This window comes from Photobacterium nomapromontoriensis (assembly GCF_050336815.1).
Classification (GTDB): Bacteria; Pseudomonadota; Gammaproteobacteria; order Enterobacterales; family Vibrionaceae; genus Photobacterium; species Photobacterium nomapromontoriensis.
Map to the genome: position 1 here is coordinate 26,476 of NZ_JAKJSL010000055.1, position 22,369 is coordinate 48,844.

The 22,369-nt window shown below is 42.2% G+C and carries 23 protein-coding genes and 1 pseudogene; 19 read left to right on the plus strand and 5 right to left on the minus strand.

The window, feature by feature from the left end; genetic code table 11:
* The first annotated feature begins 31 nt into the window (after nucleotides 1-31).
* Genes L4D12_RS22100 through L4D12_RS22115 form a run of 4 tightly spaced genes read left to right on the plus strand, consistent with a single transcriptional unit; the run spans nucleotide 32 to nucleotide 2,749 of the window.
* A complete protein-coding gene (locus L4D12_RS22100; RefSeq protein ID WP_428450015.1) occupies nucleotides 32-556 on the plus strand; it encodes a MotA/TolQ/ExbB proton channel family protein in 525 nt (174 codons plus the stop codon).
* Nucleotides 556-960 carry an ExbD/TolR family protein gene (locus L4D12_RS22105; RefSeq protein ID WP_428449994.1) on the plus strand — a complete coding sequence of 135 codons (405 nt, stop codon included), beginning with the start codon at nucleotides 556-558 and terminating at the stop codon, nucleotides 958-960. Before L4D12_RS22100 ends, L4D12_RS22105 begins: the two co-directional genes overlap by 1 nt.
* Nucleotides 960-1,577, plus strand: coding sequence for an energy transducer TonB (locus tag L4D12_RS22110; RefSeq protein ID WP_428449995.1), 618 nt, complete (start codon nucleotides 960-962; stop codon nucleotides 1,575-1,577). The genes L4D12_RS22105 and L4D12_RS22110 overlap by 1 nt, the downstream gene beginning before the upstream one ends.
* A complete protein-coding gene (locus tag L4D12_RS22115) occupies nucleotides 1,574-2,749 on the plus strand; it encodes a tetratricopeptide repeat protein (protein ID WP_428449996.1) in 1,176 nt (391 codons plus the stop codon). The genes L4D12_RS22110 and L4D12_RS22115 overlap by 4 nt, the downstream gene beginning before the upstream one ends.
* A gap of 114 nt (nucleotides 2,750-2,863) precedes the next feature.
* Here L4D12_RS22115 and L4D12_RS22120 read toward each other — a convergent pair whose 3' ends face one another.
* The 3 genes and pseudogenes from L4D12_RS22120 to L4D12_RS22130 all read right to left on the minus strand — a co-directional run bounded on the left by L4D12_RS22120 (nucleotide 2,864) and on the right by L4D12_RS22130 (nucleotide 5,236).
* The gene (locus L4D12_RS22120) at nucleotides 2,864-3,415 is read right to left on the minus strand and encodes a type II secretion system protein (RefSeq protein ID WP_428449997.1); all 552 of its coding nucleotides are present in this window, start codon (nucleotides 3,413-3,415) and stop codon (nucleotides 2,864-2,866) included.
* Nucleotides 3,416-3,863: 448 nt separating this feature from the next.
* Entirely contained in the window at nucleotides 3,864-4,304 is a 441-nt protein-coding gene (locus L4D12_RS22125) for a DUF3592 domain-containing protein (protein WP_428449998.1), read from the minus strand.
* Between the two features lie 155 nt (nucleotides 4,305-4,459).
* A pseudogene (locus tag L4D12_RS22130) lies at nucleotides 4,460-5,236 on the minus strand (AraC family transcriptional regulator).
* A gap of 100 nt (nucleotides 5,237-5,336) precedes the next feature.
* Between L4D12_RS22130 and L4D12_RS22135 the strand changes: the two are divergent.
* Nucleotides 5,337-6,461 (plus strand): multidrug effflux MFS transporter, encoded by a 1,125-nt coding sequence (locus L4D12_RS22135; RefSeq protein ID WP_428449999.1) that lies wholly within the window; start codon nucleotides 5,337-5,339, stop codon nucleotides 6,459-6,461.
* A 39-nt stretch (nucleotides 6,462-6,500) separates the two neighbouring features.
* On the opposite strand, the gene L4D12_RS22140 is transcribed toward L4D12_RS22135, so the two are convergent.
* A complete protein-coding gene (locus L4D12_RS22140) occupies nucleotides 6,501-6,908 on the minus strand; it encodes a hypothetical protein (RefSeq protein ID WP_428450000.1) in 408 nt (135 codons plus the stop codon).
* A 266-nt stretch (nucleotides 6,909-7,174) separates the two neighbouring features.
* The gene (locus L4D12_RS22145) at nucleotides 7,175-9,817 is read right to left on the minus strand and encodes a molybdopterin-dependent oxidoreductase (protein WP_428450001.1); all 2,643 of its coding nucleotides are present in this window, start codon (nucleotides 9,815-9,817) and stop codon (nucleotides 7,175-7,177) included.
* 709 nt (nucleotides 9,818-10,526) lie between these two features.
* Here L4D12_RS22145 and torC point away from each other — a divergent pair.
* The 14 genes from torC to L4D12_RS22215 form a co-directional block, all read left to right on the plus strand.
* Nucleotides 10,527-11,690: a pentaheme c-type cytochrome TorC gene (gene torC, locus L4D12_RS22150; protein WP_428450002.1), complete on the plus strand. Its 1,164-nt coding sequence runs from the start codon at nucleotides 10,527-10,529 to the stop codon at nucleotides 11,688-11,690.
* Between the two features lie 899 nt (nucleotides 11,691-12,589).
* Nucleotides 12,590-13,681: an NADH:flavin oxidoreductase gene (locus L4D12_RS22155; RefSeq protein WP_428450003.1), complete on the plus strand. Its 1,092-nt coding sequence runs from the start codon at nucleotides 12,590-12,592 to the stop codon at nucleotides 13,679-13,681.
* A 210-nt stretch (nucleotides 13,682-13,891) separates the two neighbouring features.
* The gene (locus L4D12_RS22160) at nucleotides 13,892-14,293 is read left to right on the plus strand and encodes a hypothetical protein (protein ID WP_428450004.1); all 402 of its coding nucleotides are present in this window, start codon (nucleotides 13,892-13,894) and stop codon (nucleotides 14,291-14,293) included.
* A gap of 5 nt (nucleotides 14,294-14,298) precedes the next feature.
* Nucleotides 14,299-14,673 (plus strand): hypothetical protein, encoded by a 375-nt coding sequence (locus L4D12_RS22165; RefSeq protein ID WP_428450005.1) that lies wholly within the window; start codon nucleotides 14,299-14,301, stop codon nucleotides 14,671-14,673.
* A gap of 118 nt (nucleotides 14,674-14,791) precedes the next feature.
* Complete coding sequence (locus L4D12_RS22170; RefSeq protein WP_428450006.1) at nucleotides 14,792-15,520, plus strand: hypothetical protein; 729 nt, start codon at nucleotides 14,792-14,794, stop codon at nucleotides 15,518-15,520.
* Between the two features lie 15 nt (nucleotides 15,521-15,535).
* Nucleotides 15,536-15,964 (plus strand): hypothetical protein, encoded by a 429-nt coding sequence (locus L4D12_RS22175; RefSeq protein WP_428450007.1) that lies wholly within the window; start codon nucleotides 15,536-15,538, stop codon nucleotides 15,962-15,964.
* A 20-nt stretch (nucleotides 15,965-15,984) separates the two neighbouring features.
* Entirely contained in the window at nucleotides 15,985-16,293 is a 309-nt protein-coding gene (locus L4D12_RS22180) for a hypothetical protein (protein WP_428450008.1), read from the plus strand.
* Nucleotides 16,290-16,772: a lysozyme inhibitor LprI family protein gene (locus L4D12_RS22185; protein ID WP_428450009.1), complete on the plus strand. Its 483-nt coding sequence runs from the start codon at nucleotides 16,290-16,292 to the stop codon at nucleotides 16,770-16,772. The genes L4D12_RS22180 and L4D12_RS22185 overlap by 4 nt, the downstream gene beginning before the upstream one ends.
* 69 nt (nucleotides 16,773-16,841) lie before the next feature.
* On the plus strand, nucleotides 16,842-17,015 hold the full coding sequence (locus tag L4D12_RS22190) for a hypothetical protein (protein ID WP_428450010.1): 174 nt from the start codon (nucleotides 16,842-16,844) through the stop codon (nucleotides 17,013-17,015).
* A 111-nt stretch (nucleotides 17,016-17,126) separates the two neighbouring features.
* A complete protein-coding gene (locus L4D12_RS22195) occupies nucleotides 17,127-17,273 on the plus strand; it encodes a hypothetical protein (RefSeq protein ID WP_428450011.1) in 147 nt (48 codons plus the stop codon).
* 63 nt (nucleotides 17,274-17,336) lie between these two features.
* Nucleotides 17,337-19,358, plus strand: coding sequence for a leucine-rich repeat domain-containing protein (locus L4D12_RS22200; RefSeq protein WP_428450012.1), 2,022 nt, complete (start codon nucleotides 17,337-17,339; stop codon nucleotides 19,356-19,358).
* 58 nt (nucleotides 19,359-19,416) lie between these two features.
* Nucleotides 19,417-19,917, plus strand: a complete 501-nt coding sequence (locus L4D12_RS22205) for a DUF6985 domain-containing protein (RefSeq protein WP_428450013.1) — start codon at nucleotides 19,417-19,419, stop codon at nucleotides 19,915-19,917.
* A gap of 365 nt (nucleotides 19,918-20,282) precedes the next feature.
* Complete coding sequence (locus L4D12_RS22210; protein ID WP_428450014.1) at nucleotides 20,283-21,815, plus strand: GNAT family N-acetyltransferase; 1,533 nt, start codon at nucleotides 20,283-20,285, stop codon at nucleotides 21,813-21,815.
* A gap of 326 nt (nucleotides 21,816-22,141) precedes the next feature.
* A partial coding sequence (locus tag L4D12_RS22215) for a transposase (RefSeq protein ID WP_428445776.1) occupies nucleotides 22,142-22,369 on the plus strand: 228 nt, incomplete at its 3' end.

The window sequence follows — 22,369 nt, forward strand, 5'->3', positions numbered from 1 at the left end:
AAGTAGTCTTTATGACGTCCCCTTGGTAACGATGTCGTTATTTGACAGCTGGTGGCATTCATTAGCGCAGTTTATGAATCAAGGGGGCCACGTTTTATGGTGGTTGGCGGCAGCCGTTGTACTGTGCTGGGTGTTAGTGGTGGAGCGAACGCTTTATTTGCTGGTGACATATCCTAAGCAAAAGCAGCAATGGTTAGCCGCGTGGCAAGCACGTGAAGATCAAACTTCTTGGTATGCACATGCGGTGCGTAATGGTTGGTTGAACCAAGCCCATATAGCCCTTAACCAACACTTGAACCTGATTAAAGTATTGGTGGCCATTTGTCCGATGCTAGGCTTGCTTGGCACTGTGACCGGTATGATCTCGGTGTTTGATGTGATGGCAACTCAGGGGAGCAGTCAGCCAAAGCTTATGGCATCGGGTATTTCATTGGCGACATTACCGACAATGGCGGGAATGGTTGCGGCATTGGCTGGTATGTTTGTTCATTCTCGCCTCGCTAAAGCCTGTTCGTTACGCGAGTTAAAACTAGAAAAATTATTGAGGAGTCAGTGATGCGACTGAATCGTCCGTCTTCGGCCCGTGAAGATGCTCAGGTTGATTTAACATCAATGCTGGATATCGTTTTTATCATGTTGATCTTTTTTATTGTCACCAGCTCATTTGTTCGTGAATCAGGTGTTGAAGTTAATCGCCCTCAAGCGAGTAATGTCGTTAGCCAAAGTGATGCGGGTATTTTTATTGCCATCACCTCGGCTAACGATGTCTATATTGATAAACGTGTTGTAGATGTAGAACGTGTACAAGCAACACTTGAGCATCTAGTCCTTGAACAGCCAGAGGCATCACTGGTGATCCAAGCTGATGAGCATGCTTATAACGGTACTGTCGTTAAAGTGATGGATGCAGCAAAAGGAGCCGGAATACAGCGGATAGCATTGGCAGCGGAGAAGCGTTAATGCTGCGTATATTGATTGCAATACCCATTGCTTTAGCAATGACGCTGGGGCTATTTACATTCATGGCTTGGATGGTTGATAACGGCCATCAGCGAGCACAAGAAGAAAAGCAGTTTGTTGCGTTTGATATTGTGATGGTTGAGCAGGAGCGCGAAGCGCAGCGTCGACAGCGTGCCGTTCCAGAAAAGCCAGACACGCCGGAGCCACCACCACAATCTGTACCCACTGCCACTTCGCAGACTGTGGTGAATACTATTGTGCCGTCGATGCCAACTCTGAACATCAATGCTGCAGTGTCAGGAATTGCGATAAACATGCCGACGTTTTCTGATTTTGGTGCTAATCAGCAGGCGATGCCACTTTATCGCGTTGAACCTCGCTATCCTGCACGGGCAATGAAACAAGGTGCAGAGGGTTATGTCGTGATGTCATTTACCATTGACCCGCAGGGTCGTCCGGTTGAGGTGAAAGTGATGGAAGCTAATCCCCGGCGATTATTTGAGCGAGAAGCGATGAGAGCGTTAAAAAAATGGAAGTATCAGCCGAAAGTCATCGATGGCAAGGCGATAGCGCAGGTGGGGCAGACCGTCAGATTGGAGTTTAAAATTCAACGATGATAAACAGATACAGGGTTGTTTTTGCACTTTATTTTTCGTTACTGGTTATCAGTGGTCCAGTCGCTGCTGAGCTGTCGCAGTTTACGGCCAATAAGGTCCAGCGAGCGAATACACTGCAGCAAGAAGACAAAGTGGGCGATGCAATTGCCTTACTCAGAGAGTTAGAGCCATCACGTGCTTATGATAAGGCCTTTGTTCAACGCATGCTGGGTGTATTTTATTGGCAGCAAGGCAATGTAAGCTCAGCGATATCTTATTTATCCAAAGCGGTGAGTTCGGGTTTATTACAGGATGAGCAAGCGTGGACAACGCAGCGAATGTTAGCGGATATTCTGCTATCAGACGAGCAGTTCAATAAAGCACTGCCGCATTATTATGCGTTAGCGAAACAGATCCCTGAAGGGCAAAATGCGGCTGAGTTATGGTTGCGCATCGCACAATCTCATTATCAGTTATCGCAGTGGCAACCTGTACTTAGTGCTATTGTGAAACATGATAGATATACCCAGAAAAAAGAGGTGTCGCTGCTAACCATGAAGCTAGGGGCACAATTACAGCTTCAGCAATTGAAGGCTTCGCTGCCCACGCTGGAACAATTGATTGTACTAGAGCCAAATAAATCCGTTTGGTGGCAGCAGATGGCAGGAATTCAGCTTCGTATCGGTCATTCAAAAGCGGCATTAGAAACATTGGCATTGGCTAGGCGGCAGGGAATTGATTTATCGCAGCAGGACTTGAAAACCTTGGCTCAACTTTATGCTCAGCAGGGGATCCCTGAGCGTGCCGCGACAGTTTATGCGCAGTTAGACAAAGCTAAAACCAATGCTGAATTGGTCTCGATGCAGGCGCAATATTGGCAAATGGCTAAAGAGTGGGATCAAGCGATAGAGAGTTGGCAATTAGCGGCCAAGTTAGACAAAAAATATCACTGGCCACTGGCACAGCTTCTGTTACAGGAAGGGCATTATGAACAAGCAATAATCGCGCTGAATAAGGTTTCGGATAAGCGTTATACCGCTGATGTCGAATTAGCAAAAGTTCGCGCTTTTTACAAGCTGAATAATTTTGAGCAGGCTATTGTTCATGCCAAATTAGCTGATAATATCAGATCTACTTCAGCATCAAAAAGTTGGATTCAGTATCTGAACCAGATGCGAAAAATGCACAGTTAACGATCATACTTACCATATCTAAAAAAGCCGTGAAGTTGAGCGATTATGCTCAATTCACGACTTTTTTATCACATGCAATTCAGCAGCCTTAATTTAATTAACTTTTAATATCAACTATTTACATGGGGTAACATCCAGCGAGTAAGCATTGGTAGACAGTGCATTCTCGTAACGAATATAGCAGTTATCATTGATCAAAGTGGGTGGTGAGTTTTTATAATCGATGTTGGATTTATCCGTAATAATCAGCGCCGCTCCATTATTTTCGCGGATACCGCCCCAGTCTTTGTCTTTGTTATACCCATATTCGTTGTCTAAGCCATTAACGACAGTGGTGAGTGTATCAACACTTTCCCCTGGATATCCAAAGCGGAAAATACAGGTATTTGAGCTGTTTTTTTCGCATCCAGAAATCGGTATATCTGTACTTTGATGGTTTGTGCTACCTTTGTTTGAAACGTAAGATTGATTTTCTAGACCAGCGATGGCCATTTTACCGTAGCCCATTTCTAACGCTGATGCGATCGCGCCTTTCATACCTTCGAGTGCCGCGTTTCTTGCATCAGTTTGAATATTTAAAAACTTTGGTGCTGCGGTAACGGCGAGGATGCCAAGAAGGACAATCACAACGACCAATTCTATTAAGGTGAAGCCATTTTTTTTCATGATAATACAGCTAAAAAACATGCTCTGTGTGTGTCAATTTAATGACGAAATGCTCAAGAGTCAATCACTTTAGCCTCCTTATATTCTGAAATAAGACGGTGCGTGACTTTTTAAGAAGTTGCTTATATTCAGTATCATGAGAGTTATGTGTTATCAGTATGTCAGTGGTTTTATTAATGGCTAAATGGGATATAAATAGTAGGGATTAGAGTGAGAGCAATCGATACATTGTGTGTTTTCGTGACTTTTATGGAGATAAACTACAATCTCAAATAGATAGAGAAGAGAGTCACTGTGCCTTAATGTATTAGGAGCTGAATCAGAGTCAAGAAAAGTGAACATCTATGTTCACTTTTCTTATATTGTTAGATCGGGAATAGATAAATTAAGCAAAATAACGATTTATCATTCGAATAACATTATGCTTACATTTGTATCGGTGCTGGCATTACTCTTGTGACTTTTTCCGTGAGAGGTAAATTCCAAAAGATGAAATCAAAATGAACACAAATCCAATGCCGCCCGTAATGATTCCACCACCATAGATACTGAACGTATCATTTAGGCGTGCTTCATTGGGGTCATCTGGACTGTAGAGGATAGTGACAGCCTCGTTTTCGTGGTATTTAGGTGCTTGACTACCTGAACTTGATTTGATTTGTACGGGTTGTCCGTCATTAGTTGTAAACTCAAAAATAGGGAAATAAACACCTTCAGAGTCACGTTGTAACGCAATGACTGAGCCTTGAGTTTGAATTGCTGTATCGAGAAACTTATTTGTACTTTGCGTTAAAGTAAAGCTCACATATAGTAATAGAATGCCGATCAGAAGAAAGAGATATTTTAAAAAACCACCACCGTTACGACTTTGAATGCTAAACTCAACCATTTTCACTACCTTTAGTGTTTAAAATAATAAATTATTTCACTCTAGAAAGAGAACGATACGGGCAGTGGGTGTAATTTCGAGCGAGTTAATAAATATTATTAACCAGTTTCATGGTGTTGCAGTTATTTTATTTATACCGTTCAGATAATCTACATTCAAATACCTGAATACAAATATTGAAGCGGCGTTTTTCCCGTATGTTGCTTGAAAAAAGCGATGAAGGCGCTGTCACTGGAAAATGCTAACTGACAGGCGACATCATTAACTTGAAGCCCACCGGAAAGATGCTCAATCGCTTGCAGTAAACGCCATTGTTGACGCCAGTCTTGATAAGGCATACCTGTTTCTTTATTGAAAATGCGAGTAATGGTTTTACTGCTGGCACCCACTTGTTCGCAGAGGATTTTCAGTGGAGGAGGGACATCATTACCTTTATATAGCGTATGTAACCAATGGGTCAGGCGGCGATCTGTTGGCAGTGGTAACGCCAGTTTTTCTTCGCGCGCATCGACCAGCTCATCGAAAAAGAGCGCATGTGTATTTCTCATTTCCGTGTTGGGCTTGTCCCATGGCCAGAATGCCATTCGTTCAATTAAGGCTTGCAGCAAAGGTGTGACTTCGATGATTTTTACTCTATTTTCAATGCACTCTGTTAAATGGTGCGTGAAATAAAGGGAGCGATACTCAACCACATTATTCATTTGCGCGCAGTGCAGGGTATTGGCAGGTATCTAGGCCGCACGGGTTGGGGGCAGTACACAGCGAAGACCATCAAGAGTGATTGTCATGCATCCCTTAGGCGCGTAGAGCAGTTGGGCTTTTTGATGCCGGTGCATGCCGGAATCATGCTTGCCGATGTGCGCGGCAATGCCCACCACGTCGGCGTTCAGCTGATCTGTATCAAATCGAGTCGTTTCGTTAATGAGTGCCACTTGTCTCTATTTTGATGTTTATTGGCTTAATTGTGTTAATGGGACTGTAGCAGAGCGGAGTAGAGTACGTCTATCTTTGATTGATTATGAGAGAAATACGATGAAAACGTCACCTTCAATTAGCCTGATGGTGGTATTGATGATGTTCCCGCAAATTGTGGAAACCCTTTATAGCCCGGCGCTACCGCACATTGCAAAAGGGTTTGATGTGTCTGTATCGATAGCAAGCCAGACCTTGTCGGTGTACTTTTCTGCCTTCGCACTGGGAGTGGTGGTATGGGGAATCGTATCTGATTATCTGGGACGACGAAAAACGATGATGCTAGGTCTTGCTGTCTATGGCAGTGCAGCATTGGGTGCCATGACGACGCAGACATTTGAGTTTCTGATGGTACTGCGTGCTCTCAGCGCCTTTGGTGCGGCAGTGGGATCGGTTGTGACACAGACCATGCTGCGCGATAGCTTTGATCGCCGTTCGTTGAGCAAGGTATTTACCTATATGGGTATGGGGATCGCCATCAGCCCGGTTGTGGGCATGATGTCTGGCGGGATATTGGCTCAATATGGAGGCTATCAGGCTGTGTTTTTTGTGCTCAGCCTGTTGGCTGTGGTGTTGTGGTTGGTGTGTCTGTTTCAATTACCAGAAACCATGCCTATAGAAAGACGGCCAACAACGTCGGTATTGGTACTGGCTAAGACTTTGTTCAGTGATGTACATATCTGGCGTAATGCGTTGCTGGTTGCTGGCTTTAATATTTTGTTGTTTTCTTATTATTTGAAAGGGCCGTTTATTTTCGCGCAGCTTGGGTTAGATTCACAGGCATTTGGTTACAGCGGTGTTGTTCTGGCACTGGGTACGCTGGTTGGCAGCATGCTCAACAAACAGTTAATCAATCGTGATATGACACCATCCGCTTTGATTCGTATCGCAGCGTGCTTCTCTTTGGTAGGGGCAATAGGTGTCAACTCTTTGGAGGGCAGCCTATGGTTCTTGCTCCCTATGCTGCTTGTCGTAATCGGGTTTGGTATTGGGATCCCTAATATCCTCAGTCACGCGCTGGTGGACTATAAGGATCAGGTGGGTTCAGCTGGTGCGTTATTTGGGATGCTCTATTACTTATTGATAGGTGCGGGGCTTGCTTTGGCTGCAGCTACACCGTCATTGGGCTGGGTAGTGATCATCAGCGCCTTATTGATCACTATTATTGGTTGGAAAAGTAACTAAGAATAATACAGGTCGCAGTCTAGGGTGCGACCTGTAAGGTTATATGTTTTTACATGTGGTTTGCGATATGACATCGGTAATAAAACCACCATTACCTGCATACCAATATCGGATACCGAGACCCGCTTTTAAATCGCCAGCAAAATTTGAACATGTACTCGATATAACTGCCTTCTCAATGTCGAATTTATTTGTATTCCAATATAATCGATTATGAGGCAATCGATAGATGACGGTTAATAATGATGAATCGTTATCAAATTGAAAAGAACGAAGTACACCTCCCGGTAATGGCTCACTAGGTTCCTCATTTAAATGATTAAATTCCGTTTTATAACCTTGAGGAAGCGATCCTACAAAATCAGATGTGGGTGGGGTAAGTGAGGTGCTCACACATCCAGATAGTACACTGATAACGCTTACTACGAGTACAATACTTTTTTTCATTTCACGCAATAGTTCAATTTTTGAATTAACAGTTTTAATTATACCGTATTTATGTGGTTATAGTATTAGGAGAAATCTCACAACTTCTGGAAAATAAATGCATTGACGGAGGTAATTTTGAGTCAAAGAGACAATTTATCGTTGTCAGAATAGCCTGTAACACCACTTTACATAAACCCCATCTCGGATGGGAGACGATATGACAATAAAAAAGGAACACATTATGTGTTCCTTTTTTATTTTTGCGTTGTTGCTAAACGTTAAGTCTAGCCTTGTTTTGCATGTTCTTTCAGGAATTCAAGAACAAGCTTACGGTCAGAGTCATTTAGACCAGAACGCGGGAACATACTGGTTGTGATCCCTTTCCACTGTTTGTACGTAAAATCACTTGGGTGTGGGGCTGCGTGACATAGCGTACAGCTACTGTAGTACAGTTTTTCACCCGGTGACTGTTCTGGACCTTCTGCGGCGGCAACTGCTTTAATGCGTTTACCTAACTCAAGTGACCATAAGTTCACTTGTGCGTCAGTTTTCACAATCTTCGGTGGCTGGTAGGCTTGGTTTGGTGATTCTGGATCAGAACACTTCTTGAAGTAAGCCAGACATGTGTTTGCACTGGTTGCATCACTCAAGCCACTACAAGGCTGACTTGATGTCAGCATGTTGATTGAGCCTGAGTTGCAACGGCCTTTACTATCAAGCTGTAACCATGCACCTTCATGAATGTAGATAACGCCACGCATTGCTTCATCAGTGATTTTTGCACCTGCAAGCAGTGCACCACGGTCGTTATACACTTCGACTAAATCACCGTCTTTCACACCACGCTCTGCCGCATCATCTTTATTGATAAGTACAATTTGACGACCATCAACAGACTCGTGGCTGTTTACATCCGCATTTGCCATTTGTGAGTGCAGACGCATCCACGGGTGTGGGCTAAGTACGTGGACTTGACCTTGCTTGGCATTACCTAGCCATTCAAATGGTGGGATCCACTGTGGCATACCTGGGCAGCCATCAGCCTTGTAGGATGCAACTGTTTCACAGAATAGCTCGATCTTACCGGATTTTGTGTGTAGTGGGTGCGCTTCAGGATCTTTGTAGAAATCGCCGTGGCGCGTCCAATCTTGAGCCGCTTCTGGTGTTGACAGATGAGTAACACCGTTTTTCCAGAATGTATCAAAGTCATCAGTTGCATCAGATGCTTCATAAGAGGCTTTGATGTGCTGTAGATAGGTTTTACCTTCAGTGTATTTATCATGGACATTAAACATGAAGGCTAAGCGTGAGAAGATTTCATAGTCATCTAAGCTTTCGCCAACCGGTTCAACAACCTGACGCATTGCGTAGATCTTGTTGTTGCTGTAGGTACCGCCTGATGTAATATCGTTGCGTTCTAGCGTTGAGGTGGCTGGAAGTACGATATCAGCATGTTTTGCGGAAGCACACCACCATGCATCTTGACAGATTACAGTGTCAATATTGTTATTTAATGCTTGAATTAACTCATTGGTATTTTGCTGGTGGGACAAGAGGTTGTTACCGGCGTTATAAATGAGTTTTGCATTAGGCAGGGTGAGGTTTGAACCATCACGAGTGTATGCTTTGCCTGGATTATTCAGCATGTCTGAAATCATCACAACAGGACACGTTTTCGTGATTGGGTTACGGCCCTGAGAGAGACCAATCGGCATACGTTTACCTGATTGTGCTGTACCACCATTACCATAGTGGAAGCTAAAGCCGGCTCCTTGTCCTGGCTTACCAATTTTACCCATGATTGAAGCAAAGTTGATAATCGCCCAGTGGATCATTTCACCGTGGTCGGCACGTTGTAGTGCCCAGCCAGCCGCAATTTGTGTGCGCTTAGACATACAAAGATCGGCAAGATCTTTAATTTGTTGTGCAGAAACGCCAGTAATTTCAGCTGCCCATTCTGGGGTTTTTTCCACACCGTCATCAGTACCGTTTAAGTATGCAAGGTACTTATCAAAACCTACTGTGTACTTATCAATGTAGGCTTGGTCATGCTTACCACTTTTAACCAGGTAGTAAGACATCGCAGAGAAAAGAGCGGTATCAGTGTTAGGGCGGATATTAATTAATTCGCTGCCCAGTTCTTTGTCTGTTTGTGTTTTTTGAGGATTGATAGAGACAAACTTAACGCCTTTCTCTTTAAATGCTTCCCAATGCTTTTGCATTGAGTGATCAGCAACACGGAATTCAACACGGTTAGTTTTCCATGGGTCACAGCCGACAAAGAGCACGAGTTCAGTATTTTCTTCGATGACTTTCCAAGCCGTTTGTGGTGAGTAAACTTCCATGTCGCCAATGACGTGTGGAAGAATGACACCTGAAGCGCCTGCAGAGTAGTCACCAGCACAGCAACTTTGACCGCCGATTAAGTTAAAGAAGCGACCTTGCAGTGTTTGAGGTCGATTCAAACCAGCATGAGACCAACCGCCATAAGATGAACTGAATACGGCTTCATTACCATGCTTTTCAATGGTACGCGCAATGCAATATGCGGTTAAAGCAATTGCTGTATCCCAGCTCACACGCACAAAAGGTTCTTTACCTCGAAGGTGAGGGTTATGGTTACCTAGAGGGTCTTCAATGAGCGATTTACGTACCATTGGGTATTTAATGCGCGTATCGTCATAAGTCCGGCTTAAAATACCTTTTGTCAGCATCTCGGTAGGGAATGGGTCAATATCATTAATTGGTTGAACACCAATTAATTTACCATTTTTAACAACGGCATTGAATGGACCATAGTGCGTTGCTGAGGGAATAACGAGAGTATCTGATGCAAAGACTTTTCCGGCAGGGAATAGTGCAAGACCATTTGCTGAAATAGCTGTAGCGACGGAGAGTTTTAAAAAATTACGACGTGATAGTGCCATGCTATATATCCACGGTTTTTAAAAATATTCGAAGAGCAGTGCGCCATGAATGGCTATTTGAATTAATTGTAAGATCACTATCTTAAGGAAAACGCTAGTGATTCTATTTAACAAGGATACACCTAATATATCAGAGCCTATACCGAGTAATTGCAATGTTAGATTCCAAAATTATTTTAGGAACTTAAAAAAGAATAACACGTAGCGTGTTGTAATATCGTACCTTATGAAAGGTAGATAATACATACTTGTGTCGCTAGTGTTAACTGTTTTTTAATTTGTGTTAATTCACGGTATTGTTTGGTATTGTAAATACCAATTAGGCATTAATAATCAATATGTTAAATCATGATATTGAGGTTGATAATCATTATCTATTGCAGAGTATAACAAGAATTAATTGCAGTTATAGGGCATTTTTATGCTCTTTTTTAAGGTTTTACTGGAGATGTTTAGCGTGTTAAATAAGCGATTTATACCCTATTTTTTTAAATATTAATAACTTATTAATTTATGTTAATAGCTGAATTTGTCTTGTTCATATAAAGCTGTTAGTTTTAGCAAAAATTTTACCGTCACTATTGATAGGGTTATTTCAGTACAGCTTTAATGGTTGAGTGCTTATTGCGGCCAGCTTAATTTTTTGCGGCCTTAACACGCATACCTGGAATGGTTCTTTCAATATTGTTTCTCATTTTATGGATATCTCATGAAGAAGATTTGGCATTTTCTTACAAAACCAAGTAGTCGATACTCAGTATTGGCTATCGCCGTTGTGTGCGTTTTAGTTACGCTAGCAGGTGTTTTTTCCTTTCACCAAACGATTGAATTTACATCAAGTAATGAATTTTGTACCTCATGTCACTCGATGAAGCAAAATTATAATGAATATAAAACATCTCTTCACTTTAAAAACGCTTATGGTGTTCGAGCAGAGTGCCGTGATTGTCATATTCCAGAGAATAATCCTGTTGATTTCATGAAAGCGAAATTAGGCGGTATTGGTGACATTTATAGCGAATTCGTCTCTAAAGATATAGACACTCCTGCTAAATTCGAAGCAAACCGTCTTCGTATGGCTGAAGATGTGTGGAAGATGATGAAAGACACTAACTCTGCGCCTTGTAAGAGCTGTCACTCATATACCGCAATGGATCACGCAGAACAGTCACCAGCAGCAGCAGCGGCTATGACACCTGCAGCGGCAAAAGATATGAACTGTATCGAATGTCATAAAGGCATCGTGCACCAGTTACCGCATATGGATAATGGCTATAAGACTGAATTTACACAGCTTAGTGCTAGTGCTGCAACAACACCTCGAGCGAATCAGCTTTATGCTATCTCATCTAAGAAGCTATTTTTAGCGTCTGATGCAATGGATCAAGCGCAAGGTCAGTTGTTCCCCGCCTCTCAAGTAACAGTACTTGAGCGTCAAGGTGATGCATTAAAAGTGCAACTTTCAGGATGGTCTCAGGAAGGTTCTAATGCAAATATGCTAATGCAGGCAATGGGACAGAAAATTGTTGTCGCAGGGTTAGAGCCAGCATTGCAAGAGACGCAAAAAGTGCTAGCCACTGAAACAGCAGCCGATGGTTCTAAGTGGCAGCATGTAGAAGTTACAGCATGGCTACAGGAAGGTAATCTGCTTGCAACGTTAAAACCATTGTGGGCCTATGCAGAAACAATGTATCAAGATAGTTGCAGCCAATGTCATGCTGCACCAAAACCTGATCATTTAACGGCCAACAAGTGGATTGATAGCCTGAATGCAATGCGTCCTTATTCAACGCTGGATAAGGACGAAGAACGCGTGCTATTGAAGTATCTTCAGCTACATGCGCAATCACCTGAAGTGGCAGCGCAGCAGTAAGAGAAGAACAATACCCTTCTTTTTAGATAGGACAACAAGCCCGATAATGAGTTTAATGTTCGGTATTTAGAAAGATTGCGCAATTTGTAAGTTGTTCAGAATCGGCCTCAACGTTATGTTGAAGCCGATTTTTTATGCCTGAATTATTTGTAATGGCTACCTCACATTGAGTTACACAATATTATAACCGCGAAGGTAAGTAACACACTGTGGGGATAAGCGATGGTTGGCCTGATTGACTGTGAAAGATATTCTTTGATTAATCCAAGCTGGCTTGGTCGCGATTGATGATATTGGCGATTAAACTGATAGGGCGATGTGGTGTTATGACCTACCGCGCTGTCTTGAATTGATCGTTCTAGATTGATTAATCTCGGCTCCATTCTGGACTGGAAGGTTTTCCAAATCGCATCTTGCATCCATAAAATGAGTAAAATGAAGATGGTAAAAAAAGTGATCATATTGAGCAAATAAGATGCGCACAAAATGACAACACTCAATAATTTAATAAGAAGGGAATATTTTTCATACCCGTCAAATTGATTTTGTAGAAGCAACCATTCATTTTCTAATCCTTGTCTTTCGATTGTGTTCATTTTTTATCCATTAAAAGAATCATTGGTGGTAGCTGCGATCTTTATTCATCAATAAGAATAGGGGGAGACCGCGAGAAAAACCACTATGAGGTAGCTTGTTCCTGAATTCAGTTAATAGAGTTGTCATTACCTTAATCCAGATTAAGGAACTTCCTCTTTCTTGTCGGTAATATCTGCCGTTGCTCATCAGCCATGGCGAATATGGATGAAAAAAGAACAGTCCTGTGAACGGTATGGCAGTTCTTTTTTCGTCTTCTATCACGCGATGAATGATACGAAACATGATTTTTACGAGGATAGGACTTGAGTACTTTGTTTTCAGAAACCCGCATTGGCAGTTTGGCAGTAAAAAACCGCTTTATGCGAAGCGCGACGTGGGAAAATATGGCGACAGAAGACGGCCATATGACAGATAAGCTATATGCTATCTACGAAGAGCTTGCGAAAGGGGAAGTTGGCCTTATCGTAACGGGTTATGCGAATATTGTAGAAGAAGAGAAGCCAAATGCCGGCATGATGGGCATGTACAATGATTCTTTTATCAATGAGTACAAAAAGCTCACTGAGCTTGTCCATACCCATGATGCTAAAATCGTGATGCAGCTGGCTTACGGTGGCACCAAAACAACCCACAATGTCGGTGAAAGGGTGATATTCGCGCCGAGTGAGGTGCCAGAGCGAGGCACACAAACATTAGGTAAAGCGATGACCAAAGCGGAAATCGACTATATTGTGCAGGCCTTTGCACAAGCTAGTCGTCGAGCGAAAGAGTCGGGCTTTGACGGTGTAGAAATCCACGCGGCTCACACTTATTTAATCAACCAGTTCTTGAGTCCGTATTATAACCGCCGAGAAGATGAATACGGTGGCAGTCTTGATAATCGTATGCGTTTTTTAATCGACATTTATGCAGCGATCAGAGCGCTAGTCGGTGATGACTTCCCGATCTTCGTTAAATTGACGGCTTCTGAGTTTTTTGAAGGCGGTTTAACCTTTGATGAAACCCGCATTATCTGTAAAAAATTAGAAGCCATTGGCGTTGATGCAATCATCATCTCCGGGAACATCCATGGCAATGCGAGTACTCTGGTTGGCGAATCGTTTGATGGGTATACCCTGCAGCAAGAAGGCTATTTTCACGAATATGGTAATGTGATCAGTCAAGAGGTGAATGTACCGGTCATTACCGTGGGCGGATTGAGCGACATTGACGCCATTGAAGCGATTGCCGCTAACACCAATATTCAATACTTTGCGCTGTCAAGACCGCTGCTTGCGGAACCACATCTGGTTAAACGCTGGAAAGATGGTCATAGAGCGCCCGTTGATTGTGAGCGTTGCTCAAAATGCCGTACCAAACGTGGCAATTTCTGCGTCGTTTATAAGAAACGCTAACCGCAAATTGAGTAGCAATTAAAGAGGCGGCAGTAATAAGACTGCTGCCTTTAAACGTCGCGTGGGTACAGATCTTTCATGATATGAGGATGTCGGTAGCCTGCATGATGAGTTGAAAAAATAGGCAAGCGCTAGTCAGTGGCATGATGTATAGCAAGGCTGTGAATTGGCATGGAACTCGTTAAGCAAATAAGCAGGAGAGTATGAATTTTGAATAAGATCGGCCTGATTTTATATGGGCTCATATATTGTTTTGTTGTTTTACAATTACTTTTTGTGAGCGAATGGCGAATGTTTGTTGATTTTCTCTCGTTGACCGTCGTTATAATGCCAGCTATAGGGATATGGTTTACCATGTCTGGCATTTCAGTCAGAGAACGATTGTCAGTAAGCCTGAAAGTATGTTGGTTAAGTGGTGGGCTTATGTTTACTTATAGTCTTATTACTATGTTTGGCCATATTAATATTGATCTTCAGGGAATGGCTGCGGGTTTTAGTATCGCACTGCTACCGATAATCTATTGTTTTGTCATCAGCCTGTTCTTTGCACCTATTGTATTGATACCCAAGCTGTCTCAAGATGCTCGTTTCAGTGAGAATCCCCCAAGGTGATTTTGATGTATACGAAATCATGGAATATGAAAATGAAGTATCGTTTTTGCTTTGCTGTATTAACGATTGTTGGTATGACGTTGAGTCAAAGTGTCGTGGCGGGATGTGATAAAATATCGACGGTGTGTTTAGTCTTCAATAATGGCACTGAAAGTACTGAGGCGTGCGAAATAACAATGTGCGCCAATATTCATGAATATATTGTCGACTGGAACCTTTCAAATGGAGGTGCAGTATCAGAGCGTATGGTTCAAGACTCCCATGTAATTAAAGTCGATAATAATGACGGTATATCCATCCCTTTTAGTATCTTGAAAGACAACCTTACCTGCTATGCATCACGTGAAACTGGCATTGTATATTGCGCAAAAGGCATTTAAGTGAAATGACTATAGGTCGCTTTTACTCAATATCCACTTTGCCTCAAGATATATGTCTTAGTGACGTTCAAGGCGAGATGAGCAGTTTTATTGAAGCCTAAAATTAGAGGTAAGGAAAATGCTAGCACCCTATATCCCTGTCCTATTTTTACTGGGAGGCAGCCTGGCCCCCTTTAGTGATGCGCAATCACAACCGCTGACAGTCGAGTTTGCCCCAATCAGTGCAGAGCAATATCAAACATTGGTTAAAAGCAGTCCGGCGAATCCACAACCACCACTTGTCGAGATTAAGGATAAAGAGACAGCTTATGATTTGTTGGGCGTTCAACTAAAAATAATCAGAGAACCTATCAATGATAGTGAGTGGGAGAAAATCACCCTTTATCTTTATGATACAAAGGGTGAAGAAATCTATCAGTATGATTATTTTGATGAGTGTGAATTTGTCGCATTCTATCCACAGGAACAGCGGATTGGCTATACCTGTGGGCATGGTCAAGACTGGTTGATTTCGACCCAAACAGGGCAATTAGTCGACGAAAATCCAGAGTATCGTATTACAGCACCAAATGGTCAACGCCGACTCAGCGGCTATTACAATGGCCAGGAATTTGCGGCATTCCTACAACAAAATATGGCTGGTAAATGGAAAACGCCAGAAGTAACGTTACGTCTGGCCGAAGGAAGGGAATGGAAGGATGCCCTAGAGCCTTATCGTGCGGAATGGGTATTGTCTTCAATGCATAAAGCGCGCTGGCTTAGTAACGATCGTTGGGTTTTTTATAACTACAACTATAACGGTTATTTTGAGATGCAAGTTGTCAGTAATGACGTCAGTGAAAAATGATGGATTGGTTTTACTATGGCACTAAAGAAACAAAGACTAGTTGTATCGTTATGCGCGATGCTGATCAGTCAATATGCTTATTCAGAAACGATTTTTTACTGTGAAACGGAAAATGGTAAAAAAGTAGAGATTCAGGACTTAGGTGAGATCATTCATTACCGATACGGGAAACAATTGTATCACCCCGAATTAGCGTTAACTATTCCTCGTGCTTTAGCATCAACGTATCAGTGGATGGGGGCTGGAAGAAGTGAGTATTACTCGGTATCAGTACCGAATAAGTCGACGGTTTACAGCGTATACACATCACGAGAAAGACGACCAGATGGTGTGTTAGAGTCTGGCATTTATGTAGAATCAAATGGGCAGTCGATTGCTACGATACGTTGTAAAAACGATACATTATATGAACAATTGATGGGTGTAGATCTTAAACAAGACTAACTCACGATAAGGAAAAGGAAATGTCGAGTCATCAGGGAATCATTGAATTTTTGGCTATGTCAGGGATTCTGCACGTGGCTGCTATGTTACTCGTGCTGATGGTATTTATGGTTATTGTTGTCGTCGCTGTGGTTATGTTGTCAAAAAAGAAAAAAGCCAACGTGTCGGATGATATCCGCGCCGCGAATAACCAAAAATTCATGACATCTGCCAGTTATTATGATCCAACTCTACCAGAGAGAATGTGTGAAAACTGTGCTGGTACGATTAAAAGAGGGAAAGTGATGTGCGAGAAGTGTGGCGCTTTATCACCAAAAGGGACTGTATGATGAATAAGGTTATCATTTATATATTTCTAATGTTTCCATTGCTGACTCAAGCCAAGACCTTTATTGAGAAACCAATCGCGAGTTTTCAGCCGTTGAATACATTCGCAACTGTTGAAGACTTTGAGCAGCCCATTAATGAATATGTGAAATATTGTTTAGATAACAGCTTTGGTGGCTCCTTATCAGTAAGGTGTTATGTTGGAGAAGCGTTGTGGGATAGGGAACTTAATTATTATTATCGTTTGTTATATCGCCAATTGGATTCTGAAGGAAAAGCACTGCTTAAAGCCAGTCAAAGAGCGTGGTTAGATGCACGTGATAAGACAATGGCATTCAATTATCAGTTAATAAGCCAGCGCTATCCTCAGTCGGGTACGATGTATGTCGCAATTCGAGCGAATGTCGCGAATGGTATTATCATGCCAATTGTTAAGCAAAGAGCCTTGTTGCTAAAAACGTGGCTTGAAGATGTAGGCTGAGATAATAATTAACATTAAAAATAGCAAGTGCAGAAATAAATTCGATAGGGTGAGCAGTAGTATCTGAATATGAAAAATATAGGCCTTAAAATACTGGTGACGTTAATATCGCTATGTATCTCTTCATTCGGTTATGCCGGCACCCTGTCTGCCGACGTACGTTGTTTCTCTTCACCCAATAACCGCATTAAACTTGAGTTCCGGATGTATTCCGATAGCGATATTGGTTGGGTAAGTGGTTAAGTACGGTATAAGCAGTCTGAGTCTTTTATTCCATTAGTTTACCAAGGGGAGACCATTGTACGCGAAGTCGCCGATAGCCCTTGGGAGTTGAAGCATGTCTGGCTTGAAATTGTGGACGGTAAAATCAACGGGCAATACAGTTTTCTTAGTCAAGGTGCGCTGTTGTATGACCTTACTTATACCAACCGTCACAGTGGTAAAGTCATTGATATATCAAAGCAGACGATGACGGATGAAAGTGGTCAATGTGTTTGGTAAGACTAAATGAAATAAGTCACACCGTTTGAGTGGCTATCTTAAAGTATTTAAAGAGAAAGAATAATGAATAATGACGGGCGCGCACAGCCGCATATCCTTACGCTGTTCGATGTTGAATTTGATAGTCAAACAGGCTGTATTATTGGATATGATGCGGGTTACACCGATATCGTTATTCCAGATAACTTTGATGGTTTCCCGGTGACAGCAATTGATGACTGGGCATTTCGTGATAGCGAAATTACTCACGTGAGTATTCCTGACTCGGTGACTCGAATCGGTGAATATGCATTTATACGCAATGAATTAACTAGTATCACCCTTCCAAAGGATCTCATTGCCATAGAGAATGGCGTGTTCATGCATAATGAATTAACCAATGTGACATTTTCTGATTTGGTAATCTCGATTGGGGAAAACGCGTTTTCTGGCAATAAATTAACTAATGTTATTATCCCAAGCTCGGTTACGCGTATTGAAAAACTGGCTTTTTCTGATAATGAACTCGTTGATGTGACGATTCCTAATTCAGTTATAACAATGGGACATGGTGCGTTTGATGAGGCTGTGCTTGCATCGACAAAATTTGCTCAGCCTGTTTGTGGTAAGGCTTATACACTGACGCTGGCGGATGTTGAATTTGACGCACAGGCGGGCTGTATTCTTGATTATTACTCGAATTACACCAATATTATCATTCCGGATCACTTTGATGGTTCGCCTGTTACCATGATCGGTCATTGGGCATTTTCTGATAACGCGTTAACCAAGGTCGTACTGCCGAATACATTGAGGCTGATTAGCGATAGCGCCTTTGCTAATAACGCATTAACGGATGTCGTGATTGTCGATTCGGTGACGGAAATCGGTGATGGTGCATTCTCATCGAATGAGTTAACCCATATCGATTTTCCACACGCATTAACCTACATCGGTGGTAGGGCATTTTGGCGCAATCGCTTATCCCATGTCGTGATCCCTGATTCAGTGACTGCTATTGGCGAGAGGGCTTTTGCTAAAAACGCATTAACGAGCGTGGTGATCTCGAATTCAGTGACAGTTATTGAGGGTCGTGTATTTGAAAAGAATGCACTAACGAGTGTCGTCATTCCTGATTCCGTCACGTCTATTGCTAATAGATCATTTGCTGATAATCAGTTGGAAAGTGTCATGCTTTCTAACTCGTTAATTATCTTAGGTGATCATGCCTTTGATGATAATGCGTTAACAAACATTACGATACCAGACACTGTAACCCGCATTGGAGAATACGCATTTAATGATAACGAACTAGATAGTGTGACGTTATCTAACTCGTTGATCTCTATCGGTGACCACGCATTTGATGGTAATGCGCTAACCGAATTGACAATACCAAACTCAGTGACGGCTATCGGGCGTTACGCATTTTTTGATAACGCACTAATCACGCTGACCCTTTCAAATGCATTAGCACGGGTCGAGGAATATGCATTTTCCTGTAATGAGTTAACCCAGTTAGCTATTCCAGAGTCGGTGACGTATATTGCTGAGCGTGCCTTCTCTGAAAATGCGCTCACCAGCTTAATCATCCCTCGAACTGTTGCGACTATCGGCAAAGAAGCGTTTTATGGTAACTCGCTAACTCATGTCGAGATTCAAAACCCAGAAGCTGTGATAGCTAATGGCGCTTTCCCTGATACATTGCTGATTGATCGTAGTGCGTATAATATCCCCCACACACTAACGTTGAAAGATGTCACGTTTGAACCGGATACGGGCACCATCGTTAATTATTACTCTCGTTATACCAACATTATTATCCCGGAACATTTTGATGGGGTAGTAGTTAGACAGATCGGTAGCGATGCGTTTGGGCGATGCAAGCTGACCCGCGTTGTTTTCCCGGATGGTCTGACCCATATTGGTTATGCATCATTTTCCGATAATAGGATAATTGAGTTAACGATACCTGCTTCTGTAATAAGAATTAAAGAATACGCCTTTTGGAACAATGAAGGGGTTATCGTGACATTCAAAAACCCGAATACAACGGTGGATTACGCGGCCTTTGCCTATGAAGGTTGCGATGAAGATGATTACTAAGCCTTTCCATATTGCATGTTAATACAAAAATAGGTTAACAGACCTAAACGAGGTAACAATGAATAATAACCTTAACTGGGTTCGAGATGATGAGCATCTCCATATCACAAGCTCAGAGCTTACCAAGTGGCATGATTTTAAAGGCTATCATAAGGCTATTGATTTTTGCTCAGGAGAAGATTTCGTAGAAGTCGATGATATGATGCAATGGTTTTCAGATAATGAAGTGCGCGTCTATTCAATATTATGTGATTACCTGAAAGAAGAATATCAAGAGATACTTGAAGAGTCTGAATTCTTAGATGTATTCGATGATGAGCCGACTATTAAAACCCGTATGGGTGTACTGACAAAAGAGCAGCTTTTAGCCGGTAATATCAGTGAATTGATGGCAATTACCCGTTTTACGCTTCACAGCGTAGCCAAAAATGCGATCAGTGTCAGTTTTGAATGTGCATGGGATGAAGAGCATGGGATTGGTTTTGTTATCCAGGGGGATGACGTTCTATACTATTCCACTGAACATGATGTAACCACTGATGGTGTTGATGAAGAGTGAGGTCTATGACGGATGTCCAGAAGAAGAGCATTTGGATTATCCTGATTATGCCTGATTTCAGATAATAATGATGATACCCATGTATTGTACTCCCATGCTTTGTATATTTCTGTCCTGTGCATAGTCGTGTTTTATCATCGATGAATATGATCCCCTTGTTATGCTCTGGGCAATGGCAGAATTTATAAAATGGGTGTCACCGTTATTTTGCGCGCACCGGCTGTGCTTTATTACTGTAATAAAAGTGGAAATTTAAGGTTGTTACTGTGTTATGTCAGGGAACTGTGAAGTCCTTATATACCCACATTTCATAATTTATGCCATGCTTTGTCATATTTGTGAAGTTGAAAACGGACAACGTATATATGGACAGTAACACGCCGAAACTTTCTTTACGCACCATAGAACCGACAGATTACCCTGAATTAGCTGAACTGATGGATTTGGTTTTTCATGATGTGGGGGGATCGTGGCCCCGTTTAACCATAATGGATTTGATCCACCAATTCCCTGATGGGCAAATCTGTATTGAAGACAACGGTAAGATCGTTGGTGCTGCGCTGACCATCAAAGTGGACTATAACCGTTTTTCTTTGCCTCATCTTTACACTGACATTATCAATGAAAATAACGTTATTCAGAATCAAGTGACGGGCGATGCGATGTACGGATTGGATGTGTTTGTCCATCCGGATTACCGAGGCCTCCGCTTAGGTCGCAGATTGTATGATGCACGTAAAGATCTTTGTCGTACTAAGAACTTTAAGGCAATTTTAGCGGGTGGACGTATTCCTCATTATCACAAATATGCCGATCAGCTGACGGTGCCTGAATATATCGACAAAGTACAACGTCGTGAATTGCATGATCCCATATTGTCTTTCCAGCTAGCCAATGACTTTGATGTAAAACGAATTATGCGCGGCTATCTACCAGAAGATGATGCCTCCAATGGCTACGCAACCTTGTTGGAGTGGGATAATTTCTTTTACGAAGAGGACATTCAGTCGATCCACGATGTAGAAAAAACGTTAGTCCGTATTGGGGTGGTGCAATGGCAAATGCGCGCGATGAACGATTTGGAAGATTTTCTTGGGCAAGCTGAATTCTTTATCTCCTCGCTGGCCAATTATAAGGCCGATTTCGCGCTGTTCCCCGAGTTTTTCAATGCGCCATTAATGGGGATAAACAAGGAGCAGAATTCCGTTGAAGCCATCCGCTTTTTGGCCAGTTTCAGTGAGGAGATTAAAAACCGTTTTTCACAAATGGCGGTTACGTACAACATCAACATTATCGCAGGCAGCATGCCGGTGATCGAAGATGGAAAGCTGTTTAACGTCTCTTATTTGTTACAACGAGATGGCGAGATTAATGCCCAATACAAAATCCACATCACGCCACACGAGGAGAAGGATTGGGTCATTGATGGTGGCAACCAGGTTGAAGTGTTTGAGACTGATGCAGGTAGGGTGGGCATTTTAATTTGTTACGACAGTGAGTTCCCAGAGCTTGGACGAATGCTAGCCGAGCAAGATGCACAAATTATCTTTGTGCCGTTTTGGACTGATACTAAAAATGGCTATCAGCGAGTGAGGATCTGCTCTCAAGCCCGTGCTATCGAAAATGAATGTTATGTGGCGATTGGCGGCAGTGTGGGTAATTTGCCACGGGTGGATAATGTGGATATTCAATATGCTCAATCCGCCGTGTTTTCACCATCCGATATTTATTTCCCTCATGATGCCACGTTAACAGAGGCAAGCCCAAATACGGAAATGATCATCTTTGCGGATGTGGATTTAACAAAACTAAAACAATTAAATACCGAAGGATCAGTCACGAATCTTCGCCACCGTCGCCTGGATTTATATGGTGGTTTTACCAAAGAGAGAGAGTAATAAGCCGCTGTTTTCAAATGTTAGAGCTAGAATATCTTTTCTAGCTCATACTTTATTGCATCATAAATTGTAGTATAAGTTCACAGAAGTTAGTTATTCCATTATGTAAGAAGTGTACAATCCTGTTATATTAGTTTTAATTTCAAAATGAAGCATAAGTTAAAATAATATATTATGCCGAACAGGTATTTTATCTGATATATCGATGGCTTTTAATAAGTGTGATTTTTGTCGCGGTCATTATTTATGATATTTCTACCTGATTACCATCATTAATCAGCCAGCTGAGCTATACTTTGAGTTAAAGAAAACTTGAGGATTAGATCATGCCTAAGAATATGGTTCAATTTCAGAAAAGTATTTCTATTCATCGCTTTATCAAGCTGTATGGTACTGAAGAACAGTGCCAAAAGCACTTGTTTGATATGCGATGGCCTACTGCGTTCAAGTGCCCTAATTGCCATCACGATAAGTATTGCCAGTTAAAATCACGTGACTTGTATCAGTGCAATCGCTGCCGACATCAAGCATCACTAACGTCTGGAACTCTCTTT